We start from the raw sequence: 25,318 nt of genomic DNA, 5'->3' as shown, positions 1-25,318 counted from the left end.
CGGTTATAAGGGTTTATCATTGTTTGACTGATCCATTTTTTTCACTTTCCGAGACTCTTATCCCGCCATGCGTCGTCCTTCCAAAGATTCATCCCATAAACTGACTGCCGACAGCCAGCGCCTGGTCACCTTTGCCCAGGCGATCGTACAGGCAGCCAGCCGTCTCGAAGAGCGGTCCTGGGAACACAGCCTGGATACGCAGCTCCAGAAATTACTCAAAACCGGCCACCAGGACACCATCGACAACACCCTGGGCAGCCTGTTCAAGGAAGACTTGAACGCCTACGACGTGCTGATGGACTGCGTTGAAGCCGTCAGCGAATCGACCGTCATCACGCACGAAGACGTGCGCTACGACGCCCTGCTGGTCGCCGTGCCCATCCTCGCGTGGACGCGCTTTTCCATCGCCTCCGGCCCCATGGCCGGCGACGCGCACGGCGTGCTGTCGGCGCATTTCGCCGCCCACCTGCTGGCCGATGGCACGAAGCTGGCCATGGCGCCGACCCTGTATTCGATCGACCAGCTGCCGCGCAGCCACGTCGAGACCTATGCCAAGACGCAGAAGCTGGCCCTGGCCGCACTGAAAGGCACGGCCGTCAAGCCGTCCGGCAAGGAGGCGGAAACGGCGCCCTTCCTGGCCGATACGCGCTACCTGCTGGTGGCCGTGGTGGCGCCAAGCGGCGCCCCCCTGTTCCGCTGGCAGACACCGGCCAGCCAGCTCGACTTCATCGCCGAGCGCAGCGCCGCCCTGGAACAATGGCGCGCGCAGGCGACGCCGACCATCGCCCGCCTGCTGCCCGGCTGCGGCCTGGAATTGCTGCTGCCGGAAGCGTACTACGTGGCTTGCCGCGAGGCGGACAAGCTGATCCGCCCCGTCTCCGTGCGCGCCGCCGTGCATTACCTGACGCATACGCTGGCCATCGAGCCGTCGGAACTGCGCGCCGTCATCGCCGGCTTCGGCGAGGAAGCGGCCGACGGCCAGGTCGACGAGTACCGCATCGCCTTCACCCTGCGCCAGGCGCCGGACGTCATCTACGGCATCGTCTGGCCTTTATATGGCCAGGAAGACGAGGATGGCACGCCGATCGAAGGCCTGATCCAGGTCGGCATCGCCGCGCTGGACAAGCAGAAGACGCCCGTCGATGAAATCATCGAGCACCTGAACGCCGCCGGCGTGACGCAGATCAAGCGCCACGCGGAACGCTTCGTCGGCGAGTACTGCGACGATTGCGGCGCACCGCTGTTTGCCGACCCGGTCGGCGAGCTGGCGCATGCGGAAATGCCGGAAGATACGCCGCAGGGCACGGAGCACTTCCATTGATCTGATGACACGCTCTTCAAACCTACTGCGCAGCCCGCTCTCGGGTCGGCGTTACTCGCTGTACCTTTAGTACAGCTGCGTTACTCAACCCGATATCGGGCTTGCTCGCTACGGTTTGAAGAGGTGTCGATACCTTGATTAAAAGACGTTACAAAACAAAAAGGCGGAACTTCGGTTCCGCCTTTTTGCATTGCACGCCGCGTTTATCGCCTCATCACCACTGTGAAAACGGGTGGCGGATCAGGTTCGCATTGTAGTAGCGCGCATCGCCCGACACTTCCGCGCCTATCCAGCCGGGCTTGTCGAAGGGCTGGTCTTCCGATGCCAGTTCGATCTCGGCCACCACCAGGCCCGCATTGGCGCCCAGGAACTCGTCGACTTCCCACACCATGCCCGCGTGTTCGATGCGGTGCCGGATCTTTTCGATCAGCGGCTGTTCGCACAGGCCGTCGAGCAGTTCGGCGGCGTCGGCCAGCGGGATCGGATACTCCCACTCGCCGCGCGTCGCGCCCACGTTGGCACCCTTGATGGTCAGCATCGCCTGCTCGCCTTCGATGCGCACGCGCACCACGCGCTCGCGCGCGGACGACAGATACCCCTGGCGCAACAGGACCGCATGGCCCAGGCCGCGCCAGGCGTCGCCGGCCAGCAGAAATTTACGCTCGATCTCGACGCCCATGATCAACGCCGTTCAATCCAGCGACAGCAGGATAGGCTGCAGCATGGCCGCGCCCAGGGCCGCGCTGCGCGCGCCATTCCAGCCGACGGCCGGATCGGGCAGGTCGGCGTTTTCCTTGAACGGCATTTCCAGGGTCAGCGCCAGGCAGCCGAAGTGGTGGCCGATGTATTTCGACGCCAGGGTCAGCATGTCCGCTTTGTACTTGCTGGCCGCATAGCCGAACTTGTCCTGGAAGTCGGGGCTGGCCTGCTTGTAGCGCTCGATGAAGGCCTTCTGGTGCGCGGCTTGGGCCGGCGTGAAGTTTTCCAGCATTTCATTGCCGGCCACAAAGTTGTACGGCAACGCTTCATCGCCATGGATGTCGAAGAACATGTCGACGCCCGTTTCGTGGATCTTGTTTTTCACGCACAGCACTTCCGGGCTGGACGCCAGCGATGGCGTCATCCATTCGCGGTTCAGGTTGGCGCCGGCCGCATTCGTGCGCAGGTTGCCGCGGATGGAGCCGTCCGGATTCATGTTCGGCACGATGTGGAACACGGCGCGCTGCAAGAGCTTGCGCGCGATCGGGTTGGCGTCGTCGAGCAGCGCGTCGATGAGGCCTTCGACGAACCATTCGGCCATCGATTCGCCCGGATGCTGGCGCGCGATGACCCAGATTTTCTTTTCCGCCAGCGGATTGCCGATGGTCACCATGTTCATGTCGCGGCCATCGACCGTGCTGCCCAGGTCGGACACGCGCGCCAGCGGATGCTCGGCCACTTCGCCCAGCAGGCGCAGATGGCGTTCCCACGAGTACGGTTCAAAATAGGCGTAGTACACGCTGTCGAGTTCCGGCGTGTGCGAGATCGTCATGACCTGGCCGTCGAACGAGGTCGGCACGCGGAACCAGTTTTCGCTGTCGTAGCTGGCCACGGCCTGGTAGTCTTCATAGCCGGCCGGATAGGTGGCCTGGCCCGCGTTCAGGAAGCGCAGCGTGCATGCCTGGCCCCGCGCGCCCTGCAGGCGGAAGTGGAACCACTGGTGGATGTCGGCGTGGCTATCCTTGCGCAAGTTCAGGTCGATGGCGCCGGCACTCGTGGCGCTCACCACGTCGATGGCGCCCGAGTCGAAGTTCTGGCTGATTTTAATGGTCATGTAATGATCCCGTCCGAATGTAAGTGTTCCGGCGCTGCCTCGTGGGCGAGCGCCGTTGTGCTAAACGCAGTGTAAGCTATCCCGCTATTTTCCGCCCTTTGCCCCCGTTCGCAAAGCCTGGTCCGGCGATTTATGCACCAATCCGGGGCATCGATGGAAAAGTGCCGCACAAAAGCGCGAAAAATCGGTCAGCTGTTGCATCGACCGGACAAAAAACTGATTTGTAACAGCGGCTGACACATTGGTGCCGGGCCTGGCCCCTATAATTCTTGCTTTCATAGAGTCGCCAGGAAAGAGTCGTGGACAAGAAGTTAACTAACATCCAGGAAAGAAAGTTACGCGAGGCTCAGGCGCGGCGCGAGCACATCATCGACGTCGTCAAAGATCTCATCAAGAAGGGCGGCGCGCGCGCCGTCTCCATCCGCAAGGTGGCCGAGGCGGCCGGTTTTTCCACCACCGTCGTGTACGCCCTGTTCCGCGACAAGGCCACCCTGATCGCCCAGGCCATGGACAAGGACTTGCTGGAACTGGTGCGCGCCATGCGCACGGCGTGTGCCAGCAGCAGCGACCCGTGGCAGCGCATCGCCCTGATCGGCCGCGCCTACATCGAGTACGGCTTCCGGCATCCCGACGAATATTCGCTGATCTTCATGGAATTGCGCCCGCATGCGGAACTCGACGCCGTCGAGGTCGAACACGGCAACATCGAGCAAGATCCTTACGCCTACGCGCTGCACCTGTTCGGCGAGCTGGCGCAGGCGGGCCTGGTGCGCCAGGACGAGCCGGCGCTGCACACGATGACGCAAATCTTCTGGCAATCGCTGCACGGCCTCGTCTCGCTGCGCATCGTCATGGATGCGGGCGACCCGTGGACGCCGCACCCGGAAATGAACGCGCATATCGACGACTTGCTCGCTGTCGTCACGGCTGGCATCCGCCTGCGCTTTGCACCGGCTGCCTGACGTTTGATCCAGCGCAAACCGCGCCAGCGGAAAAGGCGGACAGTGAAGTGATGCCGCCTGCGCTGGTGCAGCGCGGCCCGCGCGAAGGAGGGCGACATGAACGAAGCCTATGCCACGGACCGGCTTGACAAACAGCAAAGCGCGAACAATGCTGTACGGATGGAAGCGCGACTGACAAAACTGGAAACGGACCGTGAGCATGACCGGCTATGGTTCAAGACGCTGGAGCAGCGTCTTGGCGATAGCCTCGACAAGGTGCGCGCGGAGTTGCGCGACGAATCGCAGCTGCTGCGCGCCGACCTGACGCAGTTTCGCGGCGACTGCCACGCCCTGCGCACGGAACTGGGCGACATCCGCAAGCACATGCACACTCACTTCCTGTGGTTCATGGGCATACAGGCCGCCACCACATTTGCCCTGCTGGGCCTGGGCGCCAAGGCGCTGCATATGTACTGAATAGTGAAAAAGGCAGGCGCGCTGCTGTACCGCCCTGCCCTGTCCTGATGTTGGCAAAGCTTATTCAGTTGCCAGCATGCTCTGCGTTTCCTGGTAACGCGTATGCCACGACAGCGCCTCTGGCAGGATGTGCGGCGTGTGGCCGCCGCGCAGGCATGCCGCGTCGTAATACGCGCGCAATTGATCGCGGTAATCGGGATGCGTGCAGCGCTCGATGATCAACGGCGCCCGTTCGCGCGGCGCCAGGCCGCGCAAGTCCGCATAGCCCCACTCCGTCACCAGCACGTCGACGTCATGTTCCGTATGGTCCACATGCGAGACCATCGGCACGACGCTGGAAATGCGTCCGCCCTTGGCCGCCGATTTCGACACGAACATCGACACTTGCCCGTTGCGCGCGAAGTCGCCCGAGCCGCCAATGCCGTTCATCATGTGCGTGCCGCACACGTGGGTGGAATTGACGTTGCCGTAGATATCGAACTCGAGCGCCGTGTTCAGGGCGATGATGCCCAGGCGGCGCACGATTTCCGGATGGTTGCTGATCTCTTGCGGGCGCAGCACGATTTTTGACCGGTAATGGTCGATATTGTCCATCAGCTTCTGGTGCACGGCGGCCGACAGGGTGATCGACGAGGCCGAGGCGAACGCCAGCTGGCCGGAATCGAGCAGCTCGATGGCGCTGTCCTGCAGCACTTCCGAATACATCGTCATGTTGCGGAAGGGCGAGCCGATCAGGCCATGCAGCACGGCGTTGGCGATGGTGCCGATGCCCGCCTGCAGCGGCAACAATTCCGGCCCCATGCGTCCGGCCGCCACTTCGCCTTGCAGGAAAGCGATCACATGGCCGGCGATGGCCTGCGTTTCCGCATCGGGCGGCAAGGCGTTCGACGGGCTGTCGGGGCTGTCCGTGATGACGATGGCGGCGATGCGGGCCGGATCGATGGCGATGGCCGTGCTGCCCAGGCGCTGGTCGACGCGCGTGAGGGGGATCGGTTCGCGCCCCGGCAAGGTTTGCGGAATATAGATGTCGTGCAAGCCTTCCAGCGCCAGCGGCGTGGACAGGTTGATCTCGATGATCACTTGCGTCGCCTGCTGGGCGAAGGCGGCGGAATTGCCCACCGACATGGTCGGGATGATGGCGCCGGCGGCCGTGATGGCCGTCGCCTCGATGACGGCGATGTCGACGGCCGCCAGGTTGCCCGAGCGCAGCTGCTCGGCCGTTTCCGACAGATGCTGGTCGATGAACATGACTTCGCCCTTGTTGATCTTGCCGCGCAGCACAGGGTCGACCTGGAACGGCATGCGGCGCGCCAGCACGCCCGCCTCGGCCATCAGGCCGTCGCTGCCATTGCCCAGCGAGGCGCCCGTGATCAGGGTCAGGCTCAGCGGATCTTGCAGGGCGCGCTCGGCCAGCGCACGCGGCAGTGCCTTGGCGTCGCCGGCACGGGTAAAGCCGCTCATGCCGACACGCATGCCGTTGTGGAACAATTTGGCTGCCTCATCGGCGCTCATGATTTTGCTGAGCAAGCCTGGGTGGCGGATACGGTCCTCGTACATCGTGATGCTCCTGATCTTCTTAATATTCTCAAACTGGATGGCAGTCATACACCAACCCCATAAGTGGGATTCAGTATAAAATCCCGACCACATGCATGGCATGAATTAATTTCGCCAAATCCAGTCGATATTTTCATACCCTGCCAACGCCGAGCACCCTCTTGGATATCCGTTCCCTGCGCTATTTCGTCGAAACCGTGCGCCTGTCGAGCTTTACGCAGGCGGCCGAATCGCTGCACCTGACCCAGTCCACCATCAGCAAGATGGTGCGCCAGCTGGAAGACGAGGTGGGCGCACAATTGCTGGTGCGCGACGGGCGCAAGCTGACGCTCACCGACACGGGCCGCATCGTCTACCAGCACGGCCAGGAAATGCTGGCCAATATGCGCCAACTGACGCTGGAAGTGCGCGACACCCAGGCCTTGCAGCGCGGCAGCCTGACGGTAGGCATCCCGCCCATGATCAATGTGCTGTTTACGCCGGTACTCAAGGCCTTCCGCGCGCGCCACCCGCACATCAGCCTGACCCTGCAGGAAGACACGGGCCAGCAGATCGAGCGCCAGGTGGCGGCCGGCGAGCTGGAAATCGGCATGACGGTGCTGCCGGCCGACCCGGAACTCGATCTCGTGGAAGTGGAAGTGGCCAATTACCCGATCTGGGCCCTGGCCGAGCCGGGCACGTTCCAGAAAAACCGCACGACACTGCCCTTCAAGGCGCTGGCCGACCTGCCGCTGGTGTTGTTGAAAGATGATTTCGCGCTCACGCGCAGCCTGCGCCAGCATTTCGCGCAGGCCGGCTTCACGCCGAGCATCGCCGCGCAGAGCGGCCAGTGGGACTGGCTGGTGGCGATGGCCTCGGCGGGCCTGGGCGTGGCCCTGCTGCCCGAGCCCTTCATCCACCGCCTGGCCGGCGAACCGTTGGAAGCGGTGCGCATCGTCGAGCCGGAGGTGGCGTGGCAGGTGGCGCATATCTGGAGCGGACGCTATCTGTCGCATGCGGCGCGCGCCTGGCTCGAGGTATGCCAGGACGTGCTGGGCACGCACTTCGCGCACTGACGTAAAAAAGGGTGGCCGAGGCCACCCTTCATATTGATAACGCTACCTTGCTTACTTGGCGGCGTCGTTGTACATGCTGGCGTATTTCCAGCCGAAGTACAGAATGAACGTGTAGCACAGGGCCGGCACGAGGAAGGACAGCTGCAGGTTGATGTGGTCGGCCAGGAAGCCCTGGATGAACGGCACGATGGCGCCGCCGACGATGGCCATGCACAGGATGCCCGAACCCTGGCCCGTTTGCGCGCCCAGCTTGTTCAGGGCCATGCTGAAGATGGTCGGGAACATGATGGAGTTGAACAGGCCGACGGCGATCAGTGCCCACATGGCCGTGTGACCGCTGGAGAACACGGCGACGAGGATCAGCGCGATGACGACGGCGGCGTTGAAGGCCAGGGTCTTGCCCGGGCTGACATAGCGCATCACGGCAAAGCCGACGAAGCGGCCCAGCATCGCGCCGCCCCAGTAATAGCTGACGAAATAGGCGGCGTCGGCGTGGCTCAGGCCCGCGATATGGCTCTCGCCCAGGAAATTGATCAGGAAGCTGCCGATGCTGACTTCACCGCCCACGTACAGGAAGATGGCCAGCGCGCCCAGCACCAGGTGGCGGTGCGACCAGATCGAGACCTTGTGGCCATCCTGCGCCAGGGCGGCCGCATCGTCGGCATGCGAAATCTTCGGCAATTTTGCCAGCGCGAACAGCACCGCCAGGATCACCAGGGTGGCGGCCAGCACCAGATAGGGCCCTTGCACGGAAGCCGCTTCCTTGGCGCGGTAAGCCAGTTGTTCGGCCACCGGCAGCAGGTCGAACTGCTGCACCGTCAGCACGGTGCCCGACAGGATCAGCATGCCGCCCAGGGCCGGCGCCACGGTGGTGCCCAGCGCATTGAACGCCTGCGTCAGGGTCAATCGGCTCGACGCCGTCTGCGGGTCGCCCAGTTCCGTCACGTACGGGTTGGCCGCCACCTGCAGCACGGTGATGCCGGCCGCCAGGATGAAGAAGGACAGCAGGAACAGCGCATAGCTGCCGGTGGACGCCGGGTAGAACATGGCGCAGCCGGCGGCCGCGATCAGCAGGCCGGCGACGACGCCGCGCTGGTAGCCGATCTTCTTGATCAGCATACCGGCCGGCAGCGAGACGATGGCGTAGGCGCCAAAGAAGCAGAACTGCACCAGCATCGCCTGGACGTACGTCAGGGTGTAGATCGAGCGCAGATGGGGAATCAGCACGTCATTGAGCGAGGTCAGCAGCCCCCACATGAAAAACAGCAGCGTGACAATGATCAGGGCGCCCGTATTGTTTTGCGTGCCGGCCTGCGCGGACGATGCGCCCTGGCCTTGCTTTACGTATTCCATACCTTCTCCATTTTTCAATTCCAAGTTGATCGCGCCAGGCATGGAAGCGTTTCCACCCGGGCAGCACCAGGACACGCAGCGCCACGCAGATATCAGCGTGGGCCATGACTGCCATCAGCGATACAGGGCAGGCATGGCATCGCGCGTGCGGCACGCCTGCGGGCTGCGTCTGAAAACAACATCCAGGACAAAACGTCTTGTAGTAAAACTACGATCCTGCGCCCGCATTATGCCTTAAAGCCCCGTATTGCGCAGCTTTCCCGCCTGTTATTTCAAAAATGAATAGCTGACATTTGAAATCAAAAGTAGCCTTATAACTTGAAATCGCTATACTTATATTGCAGTGCAGCACAACGCGGCACGCCACACAAGGAGTCTGCCATGTCTACCGCATTTACTTATCACACCACGCAAAACAGCAATATCGTCGCCACCCTGGTCCACGCCGCCAAGCGCGTCGGTGCCTGGCTGAACCAGAGCAGCGACCGCCGCGAACGCGCTTACGAAGAAGCCTACCTGGCCGAATCGACCGACCGTTACGATCTGGAATACCGCATGCGCGAACTGGCCCGTGCCAACCCGCAGCCTACCTGGATGAGTGGCCTGAGCCGTTAAGAGCAACGCAATATCCAGCCACTCTGGCTGTTGCAACAAACGATAGCGCCATCCTGCTCGCCTTGCGCTTGAGCACAGGATGGGCTATACAGGCGGGATGCAAACGCCCATCACCATTCTCGCCATCGGCGGCAGCCTGCGCGCCGCCTCGCTGAACACCGCCCTGCTGCGCGCCATCGCCCGGCTTGCCCCGGCGCCATTCGACATTCGCATCTATCAGGGACTCGGTGACCTGCCCCTGTTCAATCCCGACCTCGACGCCGACAGCCTGCCGGCCGTGACGGGCCTGCGCGACGCCATCCTGGCGGCCGACGTGCTGCTGCTGGCCAGCCCCGAATACGCGCACGGCGTGAGCGGCCCCATGAAAAACGCGCTGGACTGGATGGTGGGAAATGAGTCGTTCATCGACAAGCCGCTGGTGCTGCTGAACGCCTCGCCGCGCGCCACGCATGCGCAGGCGGCGTTGCGCGAAACGGTGCGCACCATGTCGGCGCGCCTGATCGACGAAGCCTGCGTCAGCCTGCCCCTGCTGGGGTCGGGTCTTGATGCGGACGGCATTGCAGCGGACCCGGCATTGCGCCGGGCCCTGCTCGATATGCTGCAGTGCATCAGGTCATTTGCATGATCGTCTGCACGTTTTACTATCAGCTCATCTAGTTTTACTACGTACTTCTACGGACCGCTCAGTGCGGGATCATGCCCGTGAACACGTACGCCTGCAGCATGGTGATGATGCCGATGATGATGGCGAACAGCAGGCTGTGCTTCAGGGTAAAGCGGAACAGGTCCGATTCCTTGCCCACCAGGCCAGTTGCCGCGCAGGCGACGGCGATCGATTGGGGCGAGATCATCTTCGCCGTCACGCCGCCCGTCGTATTGGCCGCCACCAGCAAGGTGTCGGACACGCCGATCTGGTGCGCCGTGGTGTTTTGCAGGGAGCAGAACAGGGCGTTCGAGGACGTGTCGGAACCGGTCAGGAAGACGCCCAGCCAGCCCAGGAAGGGCGAGAAGAACGGGAAGGCGGCGCCGCTGCCGGCCAGCAACAGGGCCAGGGTGGACGACATGCCCGAGTAATTCGCAACGAAGGCAAACGCCAGCACCAGGCCGATCGACAGCACGGGACGGCGCAACTCCACCACGGTTTCCACGAAGGCCTCGGCGCCATCGCGCGGCTTCATGCGCAGCATCAGCATCGACAATACGGCCGTCAGCAGGATCGCCGTGCCCACGGCCGACAGCAGGTCGAGCTTGAAGACGGCGTCATACGCCTTCGGCGCGGCGACGATGGGCATGGTCTTGATCACCAGCTGGTCCAGGTAGGGCACGTGGATCTTGATGACCAGGCCAGACAAGGCGCCGCCGGCCGCGAACAGGGCCTTGAAGCCGGGCAGACTCCACACGGTGACGATGGCCGTCAGCAAGCCGAACGGCGCCCAGGCGCGCATGGACTGTGCCGTCGTGTAGGGCGAGGCGGCGCGGCTGCCGCTGCTGCGCAGATTCGCCTTGCCGGCGCCGCCGCCAAAACCGGACAGCGCGGCCGTGCCGCCGCCGACGGCATGCGCCACTTTCGCATTCTTCGGCTGCCACACCTTCAGGAACAGGGTCAGCGACACCAGGCTGACGAGGGCCGAGGTGATGTCCGGCAGTTCGGGGCCGATATGGTTCGACGTGAAGTACTGGGTGATGGCAAAGCTGAAACCCGTCACCAGCGCGGCCGGCCACACTTCGCGCACGCCCCGAAAGCCATCCATCATGAACACCAGCCAGAACGGCACCAGCAACGACAGCAGCGGCAGCTGGCGGCCCGCCATGGCGCCGATCAGGAACGGATCGATGCCCGTCACCTGGCCCGCCACGATGATGGGAATGCCCATCGCGCCGAAGGCCACGGGCGCCGTATTGGCGATCAGGCACAGGCCCGCCGCATACAGCGGGTTGAAGCCCAGGCCCACCAGCAGCGCCGAGGTGATGGCCACGGGCGCGCCGAAACCGGCCGCCCCTTCCAGGAAGGCGCCGAAGGCAAAGCCGATCAGCAGCACCTGCAGGCGCTGGTCGTCCGTGACCGACAGCACGGAGGCGCGGATGATCTCGATCTGCCCCGTCTTGACGACGATCTTGTACAGGAAGACGGCCGTGACGATGATCCACGCGATCGGCCACAAGCCATACGCGAAGCCATAGCCGGCCGCCGCCAGCGCCTGCGGCACGGGCATGCCGTACGCGAAGATCGCCACGGCCAGCGCCAGCGCCAGGGTGACGGCGGCCGCCACGTGGCCCTTGATGCGCAGCGCCGCCAGCGCGATGAAGAAGAAGATGATGGGAACGGCTGCCGCCAGCGACGACAGCCACAGGCTGCCGAGCGGTGTATAAAGTTGGGTCCAGGTGTGCATGTCGGGTCTCCTCCGGTGGATGCGGGTTGATTGAAAAAACGGCTTTTGATGTAATTGTGTGCAGCGTGTTTTCTAAGAGCTTGCGGGGCCGGGCTATTCCGCCTGCCCGCGCGCATTGAGCAGGTCGGCCAGGCTGCGCGGCGCCGGCGTCAAGGGCTTGCGGTGCTGCGTCCAGCCCAGTTGCTTTCCCGGCGTGAGCGCGCGCAGGCGCGTGGAGGCCCAGCGGAACAGGCGGTAGCTGGCGGGGCGCGCGAAGGCGCCGCTCCAGAAGCGCCAGATCAGGCTTTCGCCGCGGCTGAACTTGGCGCCCTGCCCGCGCAGCGGATGCGCCACCTGCTCCTGCGGATTGCGATTCGCTTCCGTGCGCAGGCGCACCAGCAGTTGCGGAATCGGGATGCGCACGGGGCACACCTCGCCGCAGGCGCCGCACAGGCTCGACGCCGTGGCCAGGTCGGCCGTCGCGTCCAGCCCCAGCAAGTGCGGCGAAATGATCTTGCCGATCGGCCCCGGATACGTGGTGCCGTAGGCGTGGCCGCCGATGCGCGTGTAGACGGGGCAATGGTTCATGCAGGCGCCGCAGCGTATGCATTGCAGGGTGGCACGCAGCTGCTCGTCGGCGTAGGCCTGGCTGCGGCCGTTGTCGAGCAAGACCAGGTGCACCTCGCGCGGCCCATCCTTTTCGCCGTCACGGCGCGGGCCGGAAATCAGGTTGAAATACGTGGTGATGGCCTGCCCCGTGGCCGAGCGTGTCAAAAGGCTGGCCAGCGGCACGATGTGTTCCAGCTTGGCCACCACTTTTTCCATGCCCATGATGGCGATATGGATCTCCGGCACGGACGTCGTCAGCCGTCCATTGCCTTCGTTTTCCACCAGCCACAGGGTGCCCGTGTCGGCCGCCGCGAAGTTCACGCCCGACAGGCCGATGTCCGCCTCGACGAAGGCCCGGCGCAGGGCGCGCCGGCCCGTCTGGATCAGGCTGTCGACGTCTTCCGTGTAGGGCGCGTCGGGAATGTGCTCGGCGAACAGGCCGGCGATGTCGGCTTTCGTCTTGTGAATGGCCGGCATGACGATGTGCGACGGCTTTTCGCCGGCCAGCTGCACGATGTACTCGCCCATGTCCGACTCCAGGCAGCTCATGCCGCGCGCTTCCAGGTAGTGATTGAGCTCGATCTCCTCGCTGGCCATCGACTTGCCCTTGATGAAGCGCGTCGCCTTGGCCTTTTGCGCGATGGCGTGGATGATGGCGTTGGCCTGTTCGCCGTCCTCGGCCCAGTGCACCTGCACGCCGGCCGCCGTCAGCTTGTCTTCCAGCTGCACCAGCAGGTCGGGCAGGCGCGCCAGCGCGTGCCGGCGCACGGCTTCGCCGAGGTCGCGCAGGCGTTCGAGCTCGTCGCCGTCGGGGAACTGGGCGCTGCGCTTGTCCTGTAAAAAATCCATGGCGCCGCGAAAGCTCTGGCGCAGTTTCGGGTCATCCAGCGCGGCGCGGGCGCGCGCGTGGAAGTCCGCCGGCTTGACGAATTGCAGTGGCTTGGCGTTCATGGCCGGCCTCCTTCCCGGGCTGACAAGTCATCGATGATCAGCACCCACAGCCAGCGCGGGCCATGCGCGCCATAGGCGAGGGTTTGCTGGATGTCCGACGTTTTCGAGGGCCCCGACACGAGCACCAGGTTGGCCGGCATGCCGTCGGCCCAGCGCTCGGCGCGCGCCGCGGCCTGCAAGTCCGCATGCAGGGAACTGGCATACACGAGGCAGATGTGCAGCGGCGGCGCCAGCGACACCGTGCGCGGCGTGGCCGCGTCGGGCGCGATGACGAGCGTGCCCGTGGCGGCGATGCCCGAGCGGGCGACGGTGAAACCGGCATCGACGGTGTCGAACAATTCGCCCTTCCACTGCGCCAGCGGACGCCCGAAAGACAGCGCTTCGACGCCAGCGGGCAAGGCGGCCCGCAAGGCCTGCCCTTCGGCGCTGCCGGTATCCATCAGCACACGGCGCGCGCCGTGCGCGTCCAGGCGCTGCGCCAGCAGGGCGGGCCAGGCATCGCCGCGCACGCAATCGACCTGCGCATGCGCGGCGCGCAGGGCGGCCTGCATGGCGGCTATCCGGCCCCGTGGCGACAATGGCGCCTGCGCGCGGCGCGCCAGGTAGTGCCGGTCGATGGCGGCATCGATGAGCTCCACCGCCTGGGGCGCGGCGGGCTTTGCTGCGCGCAGGCGTCCCAGCATGCGTTCGCGGGCACTCAGGACGGCGCTCATGCCGCGCCTCCCGTGCGGCGCCACAGGAAGCTGGCCAGGTGTTCGACGGGCAGCGGCGCGCCCTGGTGCCGCGCGGCGTGGCCGATGTTGAGCAGGCAGCCGCAGTCGGCCGAGACGAGCCGGTCGCAGCCCGTGGCGCAAGCCGAGGCGATCTTATCGCTGACCATGGCGCCGGAAATGTCCGGGTGTTTCAGTGAAAACGTGCCGCCGAAGCCGCAGCATTCCGATTCGCGCTGGTGCTCGACGCGCGTCACGCCGGGCAAGGCGTCGAGCAGGGCCACGCCGTGCACCCGCGTGCCCATTTCGCGGCGCGCGCCGCACGAGGTATGCAGCACCACGTTTTCCTCCTGCTGCCCCGCGCCCGCCAGGGCCAGGCCAGCCAGGTCGAGCTGCAGCACGCAGACGAGAAATTCGCTCAGTTCATACACGCGCTCGGCCAGTTCCAACGCCTTGGGGCCGGCCACCGGGTCATCCTGGAACAGCTGCGGCCAGTGGTGGCGCAGCATGCCGGCGCAGGAACCGGACGGCACGATCACGGGCCACGGCTGCGCGAACAGGTCGAGCTGGGCGCGAGCCACGGCGCGCGCCTGTTCCGGGTTGCCGCTGCTGTAGGCGGGCTGGCCGCAGCAGCTCTGGCCGCGCGGATAGTGCACCAGCAAGCCTTCCCGCTCCAGCAGGCGCACCGCGTCGAGCCCCGCCTGCGGCACGAACAGGTCGACCAGGCAGGTGGCGAACAGGTACACCTGGAGCGGCGCGGGCGGGTAGTGGCGTGGGGCGTGGCGTGGCTGGCGCGGGTCTTGGTACATGAGTGTGTCTCCCCGGCGCTCTGTGTGTTGCTGCGGCGCCGCTGTGTGTTGTTAAGAATGACCGGTTCACGCATAATTCCAGCTTCCGCGAGCCACTTCAAATTGCTCGGACCACTTTAAAACAACACCGGAAGACAGCGATGGCGACAGGCATGCAGACGCGGGGCAGGGTCGAGATGGTGATGCGCAGGCTGGAAACGGCCCTGCTGGACGGCAGTCTGCCGGCGGGCGCGCAGTTGCCGGCCGAGCGCCTGCTGGCGCAGCAATATGCGGTTTCGCGCAACACCGTGCGCGAAGCGGTGCAGCGGCTGGCGGCACGGGGACTGGTGCGCAGCCGGCGCGGCGCCGGCGTGTTCGTCACGGATCAGCTTCGCACGGGCATGGCGTCGCCGTGGAGCCAGCTGGTGGCGGACCACCCCGCCCTGCGCGACGACATCCTGGAATTTCGCCGCGTGCTGGAAGGGGCGACCGCCTATTTTGCGGCGCAGCGGGCCAGCGGGGACGAGCGCGCGCAGATCATGGCGCTGCTGGCCGAGCTGGAACAGGCGCGCGCCAGCGACGACAAGCACGGCGAGGCGCAGGCCGATGCGCGCCTGCATGAAGTCATCGCGCAGGCGTCGCACAACACCATGTTCCTGCACTTGCACACCAGCATCATCGGCATGCTGCGCGAACACATCACCATCAATGGCACGGGCTTGCGCCAGCAGGACGAGGCCACCTCGCTGCAACTGCTGTCGCAGCACCGCACCCTGTGCGAGGCCATCTGCGCCAGCCAGCCCGAAGAGGCGCGCACGGCCATGCAAGGCCACATCGATTTCGTGCGCACGCGCGTCACCAGCGACGACGATTGACGCCACTGGTAGGACCAGTGGCTGCGCACAGCGGCGGCGAAAACTGCTACCATCGCGCGCCGCCACTTCTTTCGTCCGCACATGACCGTCCTCAGCCACACCCATCCGCTGGTGCGCCAGCTGGAAAACGATTTGCTGCCCCTGTTCCGCGCCGCCCTGCCGCCACTCGCGGCCGCCGCGCCGCAGGTGCTCGCCTCCGTGTTCGCCTTTTCCAGCGGCACGGCCAGCGCCTTCCAGGACTATCATTTCGGCATTTCCTGCCTGCTGGCGGACGTGTCCGAAGATGCCCCGGAAGAAGTCGCCCTCCTGGTCAGCGTGACGGACCTCGACGCCGGCGCCCGGCTCAGCGCACAGGTGGTCTGGGGCCAGCCCTCGGGCCGGGTGGAAATGCAGGCTGAACTGGGAACTGGCGACCTGCAGGCCCTGCATGCGGCCCTGCCCGGCCTGCTGGCCAGCTTGCAGCAGGCGGCCAGCCGTGGCGCACCGGCAATGTGACAGGCGCATGAAAAAGTGCCAGGAAACAACAACTTATGATTTCCTTAGCGCAACTTTATTGACTTCCACTAGCCCGACCCCCTATCCTTTCGGTTACGTTTGGTGAGAATGTGTGCATGTTCCTGCGAGCATGCAGACGGTGTCGCCTTGCCCCCCAAAAAGTCCCCCCGCATTTATTTATCGCAACCATCAGGGCAACGCGCCTGGACGGCCGCTGCCGGCAAATACGGAGCTGACTGCCATGCCATCGCACCACCATTTTCCCGCATCATCGTTGCTGGGCTGCGCCTTCGTGCTGGCGGCCCTGCCCGTGCAGGCGCAGACCACGGACGGCACGGCCGCCACCTTCAGCGCCAATGCCAGCATCGTCTCGCAATACATTTCGCGCGGCTTTCGCCAGACCTGGGGCAAGCCGGCCGTGCAGGCGGGCATCGACTACGCGCACCCGAGCGGCTGGTCGCTGGGCACCTGGGCGTCCACCGTCAGCGACCGCTACATCGAAGATGCGAACGTCGAATGGGACCTGTATGGCGGCTACGGCGGCACGGTGGGCGAGCTCGCTTACAGCGTGCTGGCCTACTATTACAAATACCCGGGCGCCGTCTACCGCGCCACGGGCGTCAAGTACGACTATGGCGAGCTGTCGCTGGGCCTGACCTACCGCATGCTGTATGCCAGGTACAACCGTACCGTCACGCCGGACTTCTTCGGCATCACGCATGCGCGCGGCACGGGCTACCTGGACGTGGGCGCGAATGTCGACCTGGGCAACGCCTGGACCTTGAACCTGCACGCCGGCAATGGCCGCGTGGCGGGCACGGGCAATGCGATATGGAACTGGCGCGACGCCAAGGTCGGCGCCACCCGCATCTTCGACGGCGGCTGGAGCCTGAGTGGCGCCGTCACGCGCGCCTGGGGCGCCACCGACGCCTACGACCATTACACGCTGGGCATCCCGAATGCGGCCGGCCAGTTCGACACCTCGAATCCGGCCGCGACCACCTTCGTGCTGGCCGTCAGCAAGACTTTCTAGGCGCGCTACCCGCGACGCCCATGACACCGATACCTCTCCCCATCAAGGAACAGCCTCATGCAACTATCTCTGAACAGTAAAATCTGCGTCGCCGCCACCGCGCTCGCCGTCCTCAGCCTGGGCGTCACGGCGGCCGTGATCGGCTACAAGAGCAGCGCCAGCGCCGAGGCGGCCGCGCTGGACCTGGCGCGCACCTCGGCGCGCGAAGTGGCGGGCGCCCTGCAGGCGCGCATCGCCAGCAACCTGGCCAGCGTCTCCGGTCTGGCCGGCGCCATGCGCGGCACCAGGAGCGCGAATTTGCCCCTGCAGCGCGAGCAGATCAATGAGCTGACCAAGGCGACGCTGACCAGCTCGGAAGACTTGCTCGGTTCGGCCGTGACGTGGGAGCCGAACGCGCTCGACGGCAAGGATGCGGAGTTCGCCAACCAGAAGCCGAACTACGACGCCAGCGGCCGCTTCATGCCCTACTGGACGCGCGGCGCCGGCGGCAAGCTGCAAGTCGAACCCATCGTCTTCGATCCGAAACCGGGCGCCAACGACTGGTACGACGTGCCCAAGCGCACCGGCAAGACCTACTTTACTGAACCGTATATCTACCCCGTCGATGGCAAGGACGTGCTGATGGCCTCGCTGGTCGCGCCCATCATGATCGACGGCAGCTTCAAGGGCACGGCCAGTGCCGACTTCATGCTCACGCGCCTGGCGAAAATCCTCGCCGACCTGAAGGTGATCGAGGGCGGCAAGCTGGCCCTGATCTCGAACGGCGGCCTGTACGCCAGCCACCCCGTGCCTGCACGGCTGGGCAAGAAGGCGGACGACGTGCCGGCCGCCGGCCTGGACAAGGTGCGCCAGGGCCAGCCGTATGAATACGAGGACGACAAGGGCTACATCCACTTGCTGCAGCCGCTGCAGATCCACCCCGACATCGCGCCGTGGAGCGTGGAACTGAACTTCCCGAAAAGCGTGGCCACGGCCTCGGCGCGCGACCTGATGACCTACACCCTGATCGTCGCCCTGCTGTGCGCGGCGGCCACGGCCGGCATTTTGATCCTCGTCGTCAACCAGCTGACGCGCCCGCTGCGCACCCTGGGCCACACCATGACGGACCTGTCCAGCGGCGACGCCGACCTGCGCGTCAAGCTGGAAGTCAAGGGCACGGACGAGCTGGCCGTCATCGGCAAGGGCTTCAACGCCTTCGTGGAAAAAATCCACGCCGTGCTGCTGCAAGTGCAAGCCAGCGCCGACAACGTGGCGCGCGCCAGCGCGGAAATTGCGCAAGGCAATAACGATCTGTCGGCCCGCACGGAACAGCAAGCCAGTTCGCTGGAAGAAACGGCTGCCTCGGTGGAAGAACTGACGGGCACCGTCAAGGAAAATGCCGACCATGCGCGCCAGGCGAATCAATTGGCCGCTTCCGCGTCAAGCGTGGCACAGAAGAGCGGCGAAGTGGTCGGCAAGGTCATCGAAACGATGACCTCGATCAACGACTCGTCGAACAAGATCGTCGACATCATTTCTGTCATCGATGGCATCGCCTTCCAGACGAACATCCTGGCGCTGAACGCGGCCGTGGAAGCGGCGCGCGCCGGCGAACAGGGGCGCGGCTTCGCCGTCGTCGCCACGGAAGTGCGCAACCTGGCGCAGCGCTCGGCGGCCGCGGCCAAGGAAATCAAGCTGCTGATCGACGATTCCGTGGGCAAGGTGGCCGCCGGCAGCAAGCTTGTCGACGAAGCGGGCGCCACCATGGAGCAAGTGGTCGACAGCGTGCGCAAGGTGACCGCCATCATGGCCGACATCAGCGTCGCCACCACCGAGCAAAGCGACGGCATCGCCCAGGTCAACCAGGCGCTGGCGCAGATGGATGGCGTGACGCAGCAAAACGCGGCCCTCGTCGAGGAAGCGGCAGCGGCCGCCGAAAGCCTGCAAGACCAGGCCAGCCATCTGGCCGAGGTGGTCAGCGTGTTCAAGCTGGGCGAGCGGCAGCCAGCGGCAGCACCGGCAGTGGCGGCGCCGCGCACGCCGCCGGCCGTCAAGGCGCCGCCGCAAGGCAAGCGCCTCGCCCCGGCCAGACCGGCGCCTGTGGAAAGCACGCACGCCAAGGCGCCGGCCGGCGACGACTGGGAAGAGTTTTAAGCCTGCCATGCTTGGCAGACGCGTGTGCCCCTTGATCTAAATCAAGTGGCAAATACATTCGGAGAGAATTGCCCTCTATCCATCCTTTTATACTGTTGCCGCGCCTACGGCACGCACGCTTGCCGGAATAAAAGGATGGGGCATGAAAAAAATAGTGACAATATTCTTGACGTCAGGCACCGCACTGCTGGCGGGCTGCGGCGGCGGCGGCAGCGGCGATGCCGGCTCGACGCTGGCCTCCTACGTGGGCACCTGGCAAGCGCCATGCGACGGCCATGAACGCGAGATCATGGTCGTGGCAGCCAAAACCGACGGCAGCGGCGCGATGGAACTCACCTCCACCACCGAAACCTATCTCAAGACCGGTTGCAACGGCACCTTGCTGGGCACGGAAACCATGAGCGCGAAGATCAGCGCAACACCGGATGGCGTGGTCGACGCCCTGGTCAAGCTGACGGCGAATGGTGCCGCGACAAACGTGCGCATCGACAAGCTGACGCTGTCCATCCCCGCCTACAGCTTCAATGTCACGGGGCCTGGCGTGCAATACGTGAAAAAAGATGGCAAACAGCAATGGTGCATCGAATATGAAGGCGGTTCCACCTGCCTCCTCGACGAAGGCATGCGTCCGGCGCAAACCATCAAGGGCGGCATCGTCTTGCGCGACAACAACCTGTACACCTTCTCGCATGACGGCACCAGTTACGTGCCCGACATGCTGTACGTCAAGAAATAAGCGCGTGACTGGCTGCGGGGTCCACGGCCCTGCAGCTTCATGGCCTCGCGTCCCTTAGCGAGGATATGCGTAAAAGTGTAGAATCGAACAGACATTGCAAAAGCAAAAGCTATCCTGTCAAAAAGGAGCTTGCCATGTCGCCCCATGCTTTCTCCCTGCCCTCCCACGCCACGCTGGATGCCCTGCTGCAGCCGCGCGACAGCGCTTTCCACCCCATCGAAGGCTTGCGGCGCCTGCGCGACGCGGGACTGGACCAGCTGCCCCTGCCCGGCCACGGCGCCACCCTGCGGCGCTGGCAAATGCTCGCTGCCATCGCCGCCATCGACCTCTCCCTGCTCAAGCTGTATGAAGGCCATACCGATGCGCTCGCCATCCTGGCGGAAATCGGCGGCCCCGGCGTGCCGGCCGGCGGCAGCTGGGGCGTCTGGTGCGCGGACATGCCGGGCGCGCGCCTGCGCTTGCGGCAAACGACCGATGGCCGCCATGTGCTCGACGGCCGCAAGGCCTGGTGTGCCGGGGCGAAGGGCCTCAGCCATGCCTTGATCAGTTGCTGGAACGACGCTGGCCAGGCTTGCCTGGCCTCGGTGGACCTGTCGCAGCCGGGTGTGCACGTCACGGACGAAGGCTGGCAAGCCGTCGGCATGCATGCCTGCGCCAGCGTCGACGTGATTTTTTCCGCCGCGCGCGCCTTTCCCGTGGGCGCGCCGGGCGCCTATCTGCAGCGCCCCGGCTTCTGGCATGGCGGCGCCGGCATCGCGGCCGCCTGGTATGGCGCGGCCTGCGCCGTCGCCAGCCACCTGCATGCGCGCGCGCAGCACGCGGCCCCCGACCCCGTCCGCCTGGCGCAACTGGGGCGAATCGATTGCGTCTTGCGCGCCACCGGCGCCCTGCTGCGCGAAGGCGCCGCCGACATCGACCGGCACCCGCAGCGCGACGCCATGGGCCTGGCGCTGCGCCTGCGCCTGGCGGCGGAAGATGCCGCCACCCTCGTGCTGCACCTGGCCACGCGGGCGCTGGGCGCCGCGCCCCTGTGCCGCGATGCCCGTTTCGCCCGCCTGACGGCCGACCTGCCCGTGTTCCTGCGCCAGAGCCATGCGGAACGCGACCAGGCCGTGCTGGGAGGCATTGTCGCCGGCGCCGAAGACCATCCGTGGACGCTGTGACAAAAAAAATCGCCGGACCGGATTGACTCCGGGCCGGCGCTCAGGGCTCGCCTGACTACGTGCTTACCGGAGCGGCATGGCGATGCCAAAGATCACCGACTGGGTGCGCCCGCTATCGATGTTCAGATTGCTGTTGTAGTCCAGCGTGATGGTCATGCCATTCGACAGCAGCAGCCTGACACCCAGGCCCGCCGTCCAGTTGCCCGTCTGCTGCGGCACCGTGCGGATCACGTACACGGGACCATCCGCGACCAGGTCGGCATACGCCAGGCGCGCATCATCGGTGCCCTGGAACTGGTGGCGGTACTCGAGCCGCGCGCGCGGGAACCACGTGCCCAGGCCGCCCACATAGATGCCCTCGGCCCGCACGCCCAGCGCGCCGATGCGCGAACGCACGGTTTGCTTGAAGTAGCTCAGGGCGTTGATGCCCGCCGCCTTCTCGGTGTACGGATCGAGCTTGGCCGACATCAGTTCCACCCGGCCATACGGCGACCACATCCAGGTGTCATGGCGCATCTCCATGCCACCGACGACTGCGCCAAACACCTGCTTGCCGTCGCGCTCACCGGTGGCGAAACCACTGCCATCGGACAGGTAACGCGACGCGTCGTATTGCAAGGTGCCGTAGCCGAGCACGCCGTCGAGGAAGACACCCTTGCTTGGACGCAGGCTGCCATACACGGCCGCCACGGCGCTGTCGGCCGTGCTGCGGCTGCCGTTCTGGCCCACGTCGCTGCGGTCATGGCTGAAACCGGCACCCACGCCCAGGGTGGCCAGGTCGCTGAAGCGGTAATCGCCGCCCACGCTCACGCCATTGGTTCGGAAACGGAAACCCGTCTCGCGGCCATTCACATAGTGCTGGCCGAAGTCCACGGCGCCGCCAAGCCACAGGGCCAGCGGCTGCTTCTGCGTATCCGGCTTCTGCGGCATGTCCGGCAAGCCGTTCGTGGCACCGCTGACATCGGCCTGTTGCCGGTCGCTGCTGAAAGCACTGTCAGGCTGGCGCAAGGCCGCCTTGCGCATGACCGGTTTGACGGCCGTGCCGAACACGCGGTCCGCCTCCTGCTCTTGCCAGCGCGCCAGCGCCGCCGTCGGGTTGCCGCTGTCGTTAGGCGGCGTCAGGCTCAGGCCAAAATTCGACCGTCCCCAACCGTCGCCATGCAGGCTTTCCAGGCGCTGCGTGAAGTTCGACAGCTGCGCCGTGGCGAAACGCCGCGCCGCATCGGCTTGCGCCGCCTGCAGGCCGATCACTTCCGGATCGAGCGACGGGTCGCGCCGCGCCGTCACGGTCACGTTGACCACGCCCGGCTTCGAGGTGGCAAAGGCATTGCTCAAGGTGTAGCTGACCACCGCCGCGCCGGCGAACTTGCCCGAGGCCGCAAAGCTCAGCTGATATGAAGGCTTGCCGGCCGTGCCCACGTCGCGCACCACCGCCTTGCCCGCCTCGGCGGGCGCCACGCTGAGCACATTGGCCGCCGTGAACGGACCGCCCGTGGCGCCCGCCGTCAGGTCGACCGTCACCGTCAGGCCGGCGACCACCGTGGCGCTCTGGCTGGCCACCTGCGGCATCGGATTGACGGTAATCGTCGATGTCACCGGCGCCGAGCTGCCGAACACGTTCGACAAGGTGTAGCCGATGCTGATGTCGCCGCTGGTATTGATGCCTGGCGTGTAGACGATGTCCATGCCATTGACCACCGCCGTGCCGCTGGCGGGCTGCGCCGTGATGGCCAGCGCCGTGAACGGCCCGCCCGTGGCGCCCTCCGTCACATGCAGGGTCACCGGCGTGCCAGCCAGCACCGTGGCAGTCTTCGCCACCGGGACGGGCACCGGCTGCGGCGCCACCGTCAGGCTGAACGTGGCCGGGGCCGATACGCCGCCGGCGCCGGTCAGCGTATAGCTGAAACTGTCCGGGCCAAAGTAATCCTTGTTCGGCGTATAGGTGACGATGTAGCGGGTAACGGCGGGAGCCGCCGCGGCAGCGACGCTGCGCGCCAGTCCGGCCATGCGCGCCGAGGAAACGATATCGACCCGGCCATGGCGAGGCGGCGTGACGATGGTGACGGCCGTGATGGGGCTGCCGTCGGCCGCATCGATGGTCAGGTTCACTTCCTGGTTGGCCGACGTCGTCGCCGTTTCATTGGCAACCGGAGGCGGCGCCTGGCTCACCTGCAGGCTGAACGCTTGCTGCACCGTGAACTGGTGCGCATCCCTTGCTTGCACGGTAAAACTGAAGCTGCCGAACGCGGTCGGGGTACCGCTCAGCACGCCGCTGGCGGCATCGAGCACCAGGCCGGCAGGCAAGGCGCCGCTGCTCACCGAATACGCATACGGCGCGACGCCGCCGGCAACCGTGAACTGCTGGCTGTAGGCGTCACCGGCGCGTATCGCCGCCAGGCTGCCGGGGGACAGGCTCATGGTCGGTGCCGCTACCGTCACGGTATAGCTGTTGGTCGCGCTGAACGGTGCGCCCACGCCCGTGCTGCTGTCGGCGACCTTGATGCCGAACGTGAAATTGCCCGCCACGTTGGTCGTGCCGGACAGCACGCCCGTGGCCGCATTCAGGCTCAGGCCGGCAGGCAGGCTGCCGCTGCTGACACTGAATGTATACGGCGCCGTGCCGCCCGCCGCCGTCAGCGTCGTGCTGTAGGCCGCTTCCGCCGTCGGATTCGGCAGGCTGGCCGGCGTCAGGCTGACCGCCGCCGAGGAGACGGCCAGGGTATAACTTTGCGTGCCGGTAAAGAGGTGCGCATCGGCCGCCTGCACGGTCAAGCTAAAGCTGCCGGCCGCCGTCGGCGTGCCACTGAGCAAGCCGCCGCTGCTCAGGGTGAGGCCGGCCGGCAGGCTGCCGGCCGACACCGTGTAGGCATACGGAGCAACGCCGCCGCTGGCCGTCAGTTGCTGGCTGTAGGCCGTGGCCACCATCGGCGCCGGCAGGGTGGCCGGCGTCACCGCGATCGTCGGCGCGCCCACGCTCACGGTATAGCTGTTGGTGGCGCTGAACGGTGCGCCCACGCCCGTGCTGCTGTCGGCGACCTTGATGCCGAACGTGAAATTGCCCGCCACGTTCGTCGTACCGGACAGCACGCCCGTGGCCGCATTCAGGCTCAGGCCGGCAGGCAGGCTGCCGCTGCTGATACTAAATGTGTATGGCGCCGTGCCGCCCGCCGCCGTCAGCGTCGTGCTGTAGACCGCTTCCGCCGTCGGATTGGGCAAGCTGGCCGGCGTCAGGCTGATACCAGGAATGCCCACCGTCACTGTCACTGTAGCCGGCGCCGACGTGCCGCTGCCATTCGTGACCGTATAAGTGAAGCTGTCAGGACCGGCATAAGCTGCCGCCGGCGTATAAGTGATGCCGGTGCCGCTGGCCGTCGCCGTGCCGTGCGCGGCGGCGGTGGCCACAGCCACCGACGTCGCCGCGCCGCCACCCAGGTTCAGGGTGATCGGATTGGCGCTGCTGCCGTAGGCCACCGTGGCGCTGACGGCGCCGGCAATAGGGGGAGCGATCGCCACCGTGACGGAATAGGCGCGTGAACCCATGTAAGGCGAGCCCGTTCCCGTGCTGCTGTCGGTGGCCGTGACGGTGAAGTTGAAGGGTCCCGCCGCCGTCGGCGTGCCCGACAGGGTGCCGTTGGACGCCAGGCTCAGGCCCGTCGGCACGCTGCCAGCGGTGATGGCATAGCTATAGGTGGCCGTGCCGCCGGAAGCGGCAATGTTCTGGCTGTAGGCGACGCCGGCCGTCATCGCCGGCATGACCGTCGGCGCGATGCCGATCGTCGGCGCGCCCACCGTCAGCGTGTAGGCCCGCGCTCCCGCGTACGGGCCGCTGCCCGTCGAACTGTCGGTGGCGCGCACGGTGAAGTTGAAGCTGCCGCCAGCCGTCGGCGTGCCCGACAGCGCGCCGGTGGCGGTATTCAGGCTCAGTCCGGCCGGCAAGGCGCCGGCGCTGATCGCAAACGCATACGGCGCCTGGCCGTTCGCGGGCGTCACCGTCTGGCTGTAGGCGACGCCGACGGTGGCTGCCGGCACGGAGGCTGGCGTAATCGTGATGGTGGGCGCGTCGACCGTGATCGTCACGGTGGCGGGCGCCGAGGTGCCGCTGCCGTTGCTGGCCGTGTAGGTGAAGCTGTCGGGACCGCCATAACCGGCCGCCGGCGTATAGCTGATGCTGGTGCCGCTGGCCGTCGCCGTGCCGTGCGCGGCGGCGGACGCCACCGTCACCGACGTCGCTGCCGCGCCGCTCAGGTTCAAGGTGATCGGATTGGCGCTGCTGCCATAGGCCACCGTGGCGCTGACGGCGCCGGCAGTGGGTACGGCAGGCGAC

At 65.8% G+C, this 25,318-nt stretch carries 21 protein-coding genes; 12 read left to right on the top strand and 9 right to left on the bottom strand.

All coding sequences use genetic code 11. The features are described from left to right. The first annotated feature begins 67 nt into the window (after positions 1 to 67). Positions 68 to 1,321: a DUF2863 family protein gene (locus tag J0O65_RS18225; protein ID WP_215408700.1), complete on the top strand. Its 1,254-nt coding sequence runs from the start codon at positions 68 to 70 to the stop codon at positions 1,319 to 1,321. Positions 1,322 to 1,535: 214 nt separating this feature from the next. Here J0O65_RS18225 and J0O65_RS18220 read toward each other — a convergent pair whose 3' ends face one another. Both J0O65_RS18220 and J0O65_RS18215 read right to left on the bottom strand, forming a co-directional pair. Continuing rightward, entirely contained in the window at positions 1,536 to 2,000 is a 465-nt protein-coding gene (locus J0O65_RS18220) for a CYTH domain-containing protein (RefSeq protein ID WP_215408699.1), read from the bottom strand. Positions 2,001 to 2,012: 12 nt separating this feature from the next. Further along, positions 2,013 to 3,134 carry a M14 family metallopeptidase gene (locus tag J0O65_RS18215; protein WP_215408698.1) on the bottom strand — a complete coding sequence of 374 codons (1,122 nt, stop codon included), beginning with the start codon at positions 3,132 to 3,134 and terminating at the stop codon, positions 2,013 to 2,015. Positions 3,135 to 3,433: 299 nt separating this feature from the next. Between J0O65_RS18215 and J0O65_RS28260 the strand changes: the two genes are divergently transcribed. Together J0O65_RS28260 and J0O65_RS18205 are read left to right on the top strand one after the other, a co-directional pair. Next, entirely contained in the window at positions 3,434 to 4,096 is a 663-nt protein-coding gene (locus tag J0O65_RS28260) for a TetR/AcrR family transcriptional regulator (protein WP_215408697.1), read from the top strand. A gap of 96 nt (positions 4,097 to 4,192) precedes the next feature. Then, positions 4,193 to 4,552 carry a hypothetical protein gene (locus tag J0O65_RS18205; RefSeq protein WP_215408696.1) on the top strand — a complete coding sequence of 120 codons (360 nt, stop codon included), beginning with the start codon at positions 4,193 to 4,195 and terminating at the stop codon, positions 4,550 to 4,552. A gap of 60 nt (positions 4,553 to 4,612) precedes the next feature. Here J0O65_RS18205 and scpC read toward each other — a convergent pair whose 3' ends face one another. After that, a complete protein-coding gene (scpC, locus tag J0O65_RS18200) occupies positions 4,613 to 6,109 on the bottom strand; it encodes a succinyl-CoA:acetate CoA-transferase ScpC (RefSeq protein ID WP_215408695.1) in 1,497 nt (498 codons plus the stop codon). A 161-nt stretch (positions 6,110 to 6,270) separates the two neighbouring features. Between scpC and J0O65_RS18195 the strand changes: the two genes are divergently transcribed. Next, positions 6,271 to 7,164, top strand: coding sequence for a LysR substrate-binding domain-containing protein (locus J0O65_RS18195; protein WP_215408694.1), 894 nt, complete (start codon positions 6,271 to 6,273; stop codon positions 7,162 to 7,164). Between the two features lie 51 nt (positions 7,165 to 7,215). Here the strand turns inward: J0O65_RS18195 and fucP are convergent, their stop codons facing one another. Continuing rightward, positions 7,216 to 8,517, bottom strand: a complete 1,302-nt coding sequence (gene fucP, locus J0O65_RS18190; protein ID WP_215408693.1) for an L-fucose:H+ symporter permease — start codon at positions 8,515 to 8,517, stop codon at positions 7,216 to 7,218. Between the two features lie 381 nt (positions 8,518 to 8,898). Between fucP and J0O65_RS18185 the strand changes: the two genes are divergently transcribed. Both J0O65_RS18185 and J0O65_RS18180 read left to right on the top strand, forming a co-directional pair. After that, positions 8,899 to 9,132: a DUF3563 family protein gene (locus J0O65_RS18185; RefSeq protein ID WP_077407407.1), complete on the top strand. Its 234-nt coding sequence runs from the start codon at positions 8,899 to 8,901 to the stop codon at positions 9,130 to 9,132. A gap of 97 nt (positions 9,133 to 9,229) precedes the next feature. Continuing rightward, entirely contained in the window at positions 9,230 to 9,757 is a 528-nt protein-coding gene (locus tag J0O65_RS18180) for an NADPH-dependent FMN reductase (protein ID WP_215408692.1), read from the top strand. A 58-nt stretch (positions 9,758 to 9,815) separates the two neighbouring features. Here J0O65_RS18180 and J0O65_RS18175 read toward each other — a convergent pair whose 3' ends face one another. The 4 genes from J0O65_RS18175 to J0O65_RS18160 form a co-directional block, all read right to left on the bottom strand. Beyond that, positions 9,816 to 11,522 carry a lactate permease LctP family transporter gene (locus J0O65_RS18175; RefSeq protein ID WP_215408691.1) on the bottom strand — a complete coding sequence of 569 codons (1,707 nt, stop codon included), beginning with the start codon at positions 11,520 to 11,522 and terminating at the stop codon, positions 9,816 to 9,818. Positions 11,523 to 11,615: 93 nt separating this feature from the next. Continuing rightward, entirely contained in the window at positions 11,616 to 13,061 is a 1,446-nt protein-coding gene (locus J0O65_RS18170) for a LutB/LldF family L-lactate oxidation iron-sulfur protein (RefSeq protein ID WP_215408690.1), read from the bottom strand. Continuing rightward, complete coding sequence (locus J0O65_RS18165; RefSeq protein ID WP_215408689.1) at positions 13,058 to 13,774, bottom strand: LutC/YkgG family protein; 717 nt, start codon at positions 13,772 to 13,774, stop codon at positions 13,058 to 13,060. Before J0O65_RS18165 ends, J0O65_RS18170 begins: the two co-directional genes overlap by 4 nt. Continuing rightward, the gene (locus J0O65_RS18160) at positions 13,771 to 14,580 is read right to left on the bottom strand and encodes a (Fe-S)-binding protein (protein WP_215408688.1); all 810 of its coding nucleotides are present in this window, start codon (positions 14,578 to 14,580) and stop codon (positions 13,771 to 13,773) included. Before J0O65_RS18160 ends, J0O65_RS18165 begins: the two co-directional genes overlap by 4 nt. 140 nt (positions 14,581 to 14,720) lie before the next feature. On the opposite strand from J0O65_RS18160, the gene J0O65_RS18155 reads away from it, so the two are divergent. The 6 genes from J0O65_RS18155 to J0O65_RS18130 all read left to right on the top strand — a co-directional run bounded on the left by J0O65_RS18155 (position 14,721) and on the right by J0O65_RS18130 (position 20,994). Next, on the top strand, positions 14,721 to 15,434 hold the full coding sequence (locus J0O65_RS18155; RefSeq protein ID WP_251373831.1) for a FadR/GntR family transcriptional regulator: 714 nt from the start codon (positions 14,721 to 14,723) through the stop codon (positions 15,432 to 15,434). 81 nt (positions 15,435 to 15,515) lie between these two features. Beyond that, positions 15,516 to 15,929, top strand: coding sequence for a hypothetical protein (locus tag J0O65_RS18150; RefSeq protein WP_215408687.1), 414 nt, complete (start codon positions 15,516 to 15,518; stop codon positions 15,927 to 15,929). A 241-nt stretch (positions 15,930 to 16,170) separates the two neighbouring features. Next, positions 16,171 to 16,962, top strand: coding sequence for a TorF family putative porin (locus J0O65_RS18145; RefSeq protein ID WP_215408686.1), 792 nt, complete (start codon positions 16,171 to 16,173; stop codon positions 16,960 to 16,962). Positions 16,963 to 17,019: 57 nt separating this feature from the next. Then, entirely contained in the window at positions 17,020 to 19,095 is a 2,076-nt protein-coding gene (locus tag J0O65_RS18140; protein WP_215408685.1) for a methyl-accepting chemotaxis protein, read from the top strand. Positions 19,096 to 19,261: 166 nt separating this feature from the next. After that, positions 19,262 to 19,831 carry a hypothetical protein gene (locus J0O65_RS18135; protein ID WP_215408684.1) on the top strand — a complete coding sequence of 190 codons (570 nt, stop codon included), beginning with the start codon at positions 19,262 to 19,264 and terminating at the stop codon, positions 19,829 to 19,831. 134 nt (positions 19,832 to 19,965) lie between these two features. After that, positions 19,966 to 20,994 carry an acyl-CoA dehydrogenase family protein gene (locus J0O65_RS18130; RefSeq protein WP_215408683.1) on the top strand — a complete coding sequence of 343 codons (1,029 nt, stop codon included), beginning with the start codon at positions 19,966 to 19,968 and terminating at the stop codon, positions 20,992 to 20,994. 63 nt (positions 20,995 to 21,057) lie between these two features. On the opposite strand, the gene J0O65_RS18125 is transcribed toward J0O65_RS18130, so the two are convergent. Then, positions 21,058 to 25,318 (bottom strand): putative Ig domain-containing protein (locus J0O65_RS18125; RefSeq protein ID WP_215408682.1); only part of this gene is annotated, 4,261 nt, incomplete at its 5' end.

The organism is Janthinobacterium sp. JC611 (assembly GCF_018682595.1).
Taxonomy (GTDB): domain Bacteria; phylum Pseudomonadota; class Gammaproteobacteria; order Burkholderiales; family Burkholderiaceae_D; genus Janthinobacterium.
This window is presented reverse-complemented; position numbering and strand designations above follow the sequence as displayed.

Excerpts from the sequence above, each read along its gene's own strand:
- J0O65_RS18225 (WP_215408700.1), top strand. The coding sequence starts at position 68 with ATGCGTCGTCCTTCCAAAGATTCATCCCATAAACTGACTGCCGACAGC.
- J0O65_RS18220 (WP_215408699.1), bottom strand. The coding sequence starts at position 2,000 with ATGGGCGTCGAGATCGAGCGTAAATTTCTGCTGGCCGGCGACGCCTGG.
- J0O65_RS18215 (WP_215408698.1), bottom strand. The coding sequence starts at position 3,134 with ATGACCATTAAAATCAGCCAGAACTTCGACTCGGGCGCCATCGACGTG.
- J0O65_RS18205 (WP_215408696.1), top strand. The coding sequence starts at position 4,193 with ATGAACGAAGCCTATGCCACGGACCGGCTTGACAAACAGCAAAGCGCG.
- scpC (WP_215408695.1), bottom strand. The coding sequence starts at position 6,109 with ATGTACGAGGACCGTATCCGCCACCCAGGCTTGCTCAGCAAAATCATG.
- fucP (WP_215408693.1), bottom strand. The coding sequence starts at position 8,517 with ATGGAATACGTAAAGCAAGGCCAGGGCGCATCGTCCGCGCAGGCCGGC.
- J0O65_RS18185 (WP_077407407.1), top strand. The coding sequence starts at position 8,899 with ATGTCTACCGCATTTACTTATCACACCACGCAAAACAGCAATATCGTC.
- J0O65_RS18180 (WP_215408692.1), top strand. The coding sequence starts at position 9,230 with ATGCAAACGCCCATCACCATTCTCGCCATCGGCGGCAGCCTGCGCGCC.
- J0O65_RS18175 (WP_215408691.1), bottom strand. The coding sequence starts at position 11,522 with ATGCACACCTGGACCCAACTTTATACACCGCTCGGCAGCCTGTGGCTG.
- J0O65_RS18170 (WP_215408690.1), bottom strand. The coding sequence starts at position 13,061 with ATGAACGCCAAGCCACTGCAATTCGTCAAGCCGGCGGACTTCCACGCG.
- J0O65_RS18165 (WP_215408689.1), bottom strand. The coding sequence starts at position 13,774 with ATGAGCGCCGTCCTGAGTGCCCGCGAACGCATGCTGGGACGCCTGCGC.
- J0O65_RS18160 (WP_215408688.1), bottom strand. The coding sequence starts at position 14,580 with ATGTACCAAGACCCGCGCCAGCCACGCCACGCCCCACGCCACTACCCG.
- J0O65_RS18155 (WP_251373831.1), top strand. The coding sequence starts at position 14,721 with ATGGCGACAGGCATGCAGACGCGGGGCAGGGTCGAGATGGTGATGCGC.
- J0O65_RS18150 (WP_215408687.1), top strand. The coding sequence starts at position 15,516 with ATGACCGTCCTCAGCCACACCCATCCGCTGGTGCGCCAGCTGGAAAAC.
- J0O65_RS18145 (WP_215408686.1), top strand. The coding sequence starts at position 16,171 with ATGCCATCGCACCACCATTTTCCCGCATCATCGTTGCTGGGCTGCGCC.
- J0O65_RS18140 (WP_215408685.1), top strand. The coding sequence starts at position 17,020 with ATGCAACTATCTCTGAACAGTAAAATCTGCGTCGCCGCCACCGCGCTC.
- J0O65_RS18130 (WP_215408683.1), top strand. The coding sequence starts at position 19,966 with ATGTCGCCCCATGCTTTCTCCCTGCCCTCCCACGCCACGCTGGATGCC.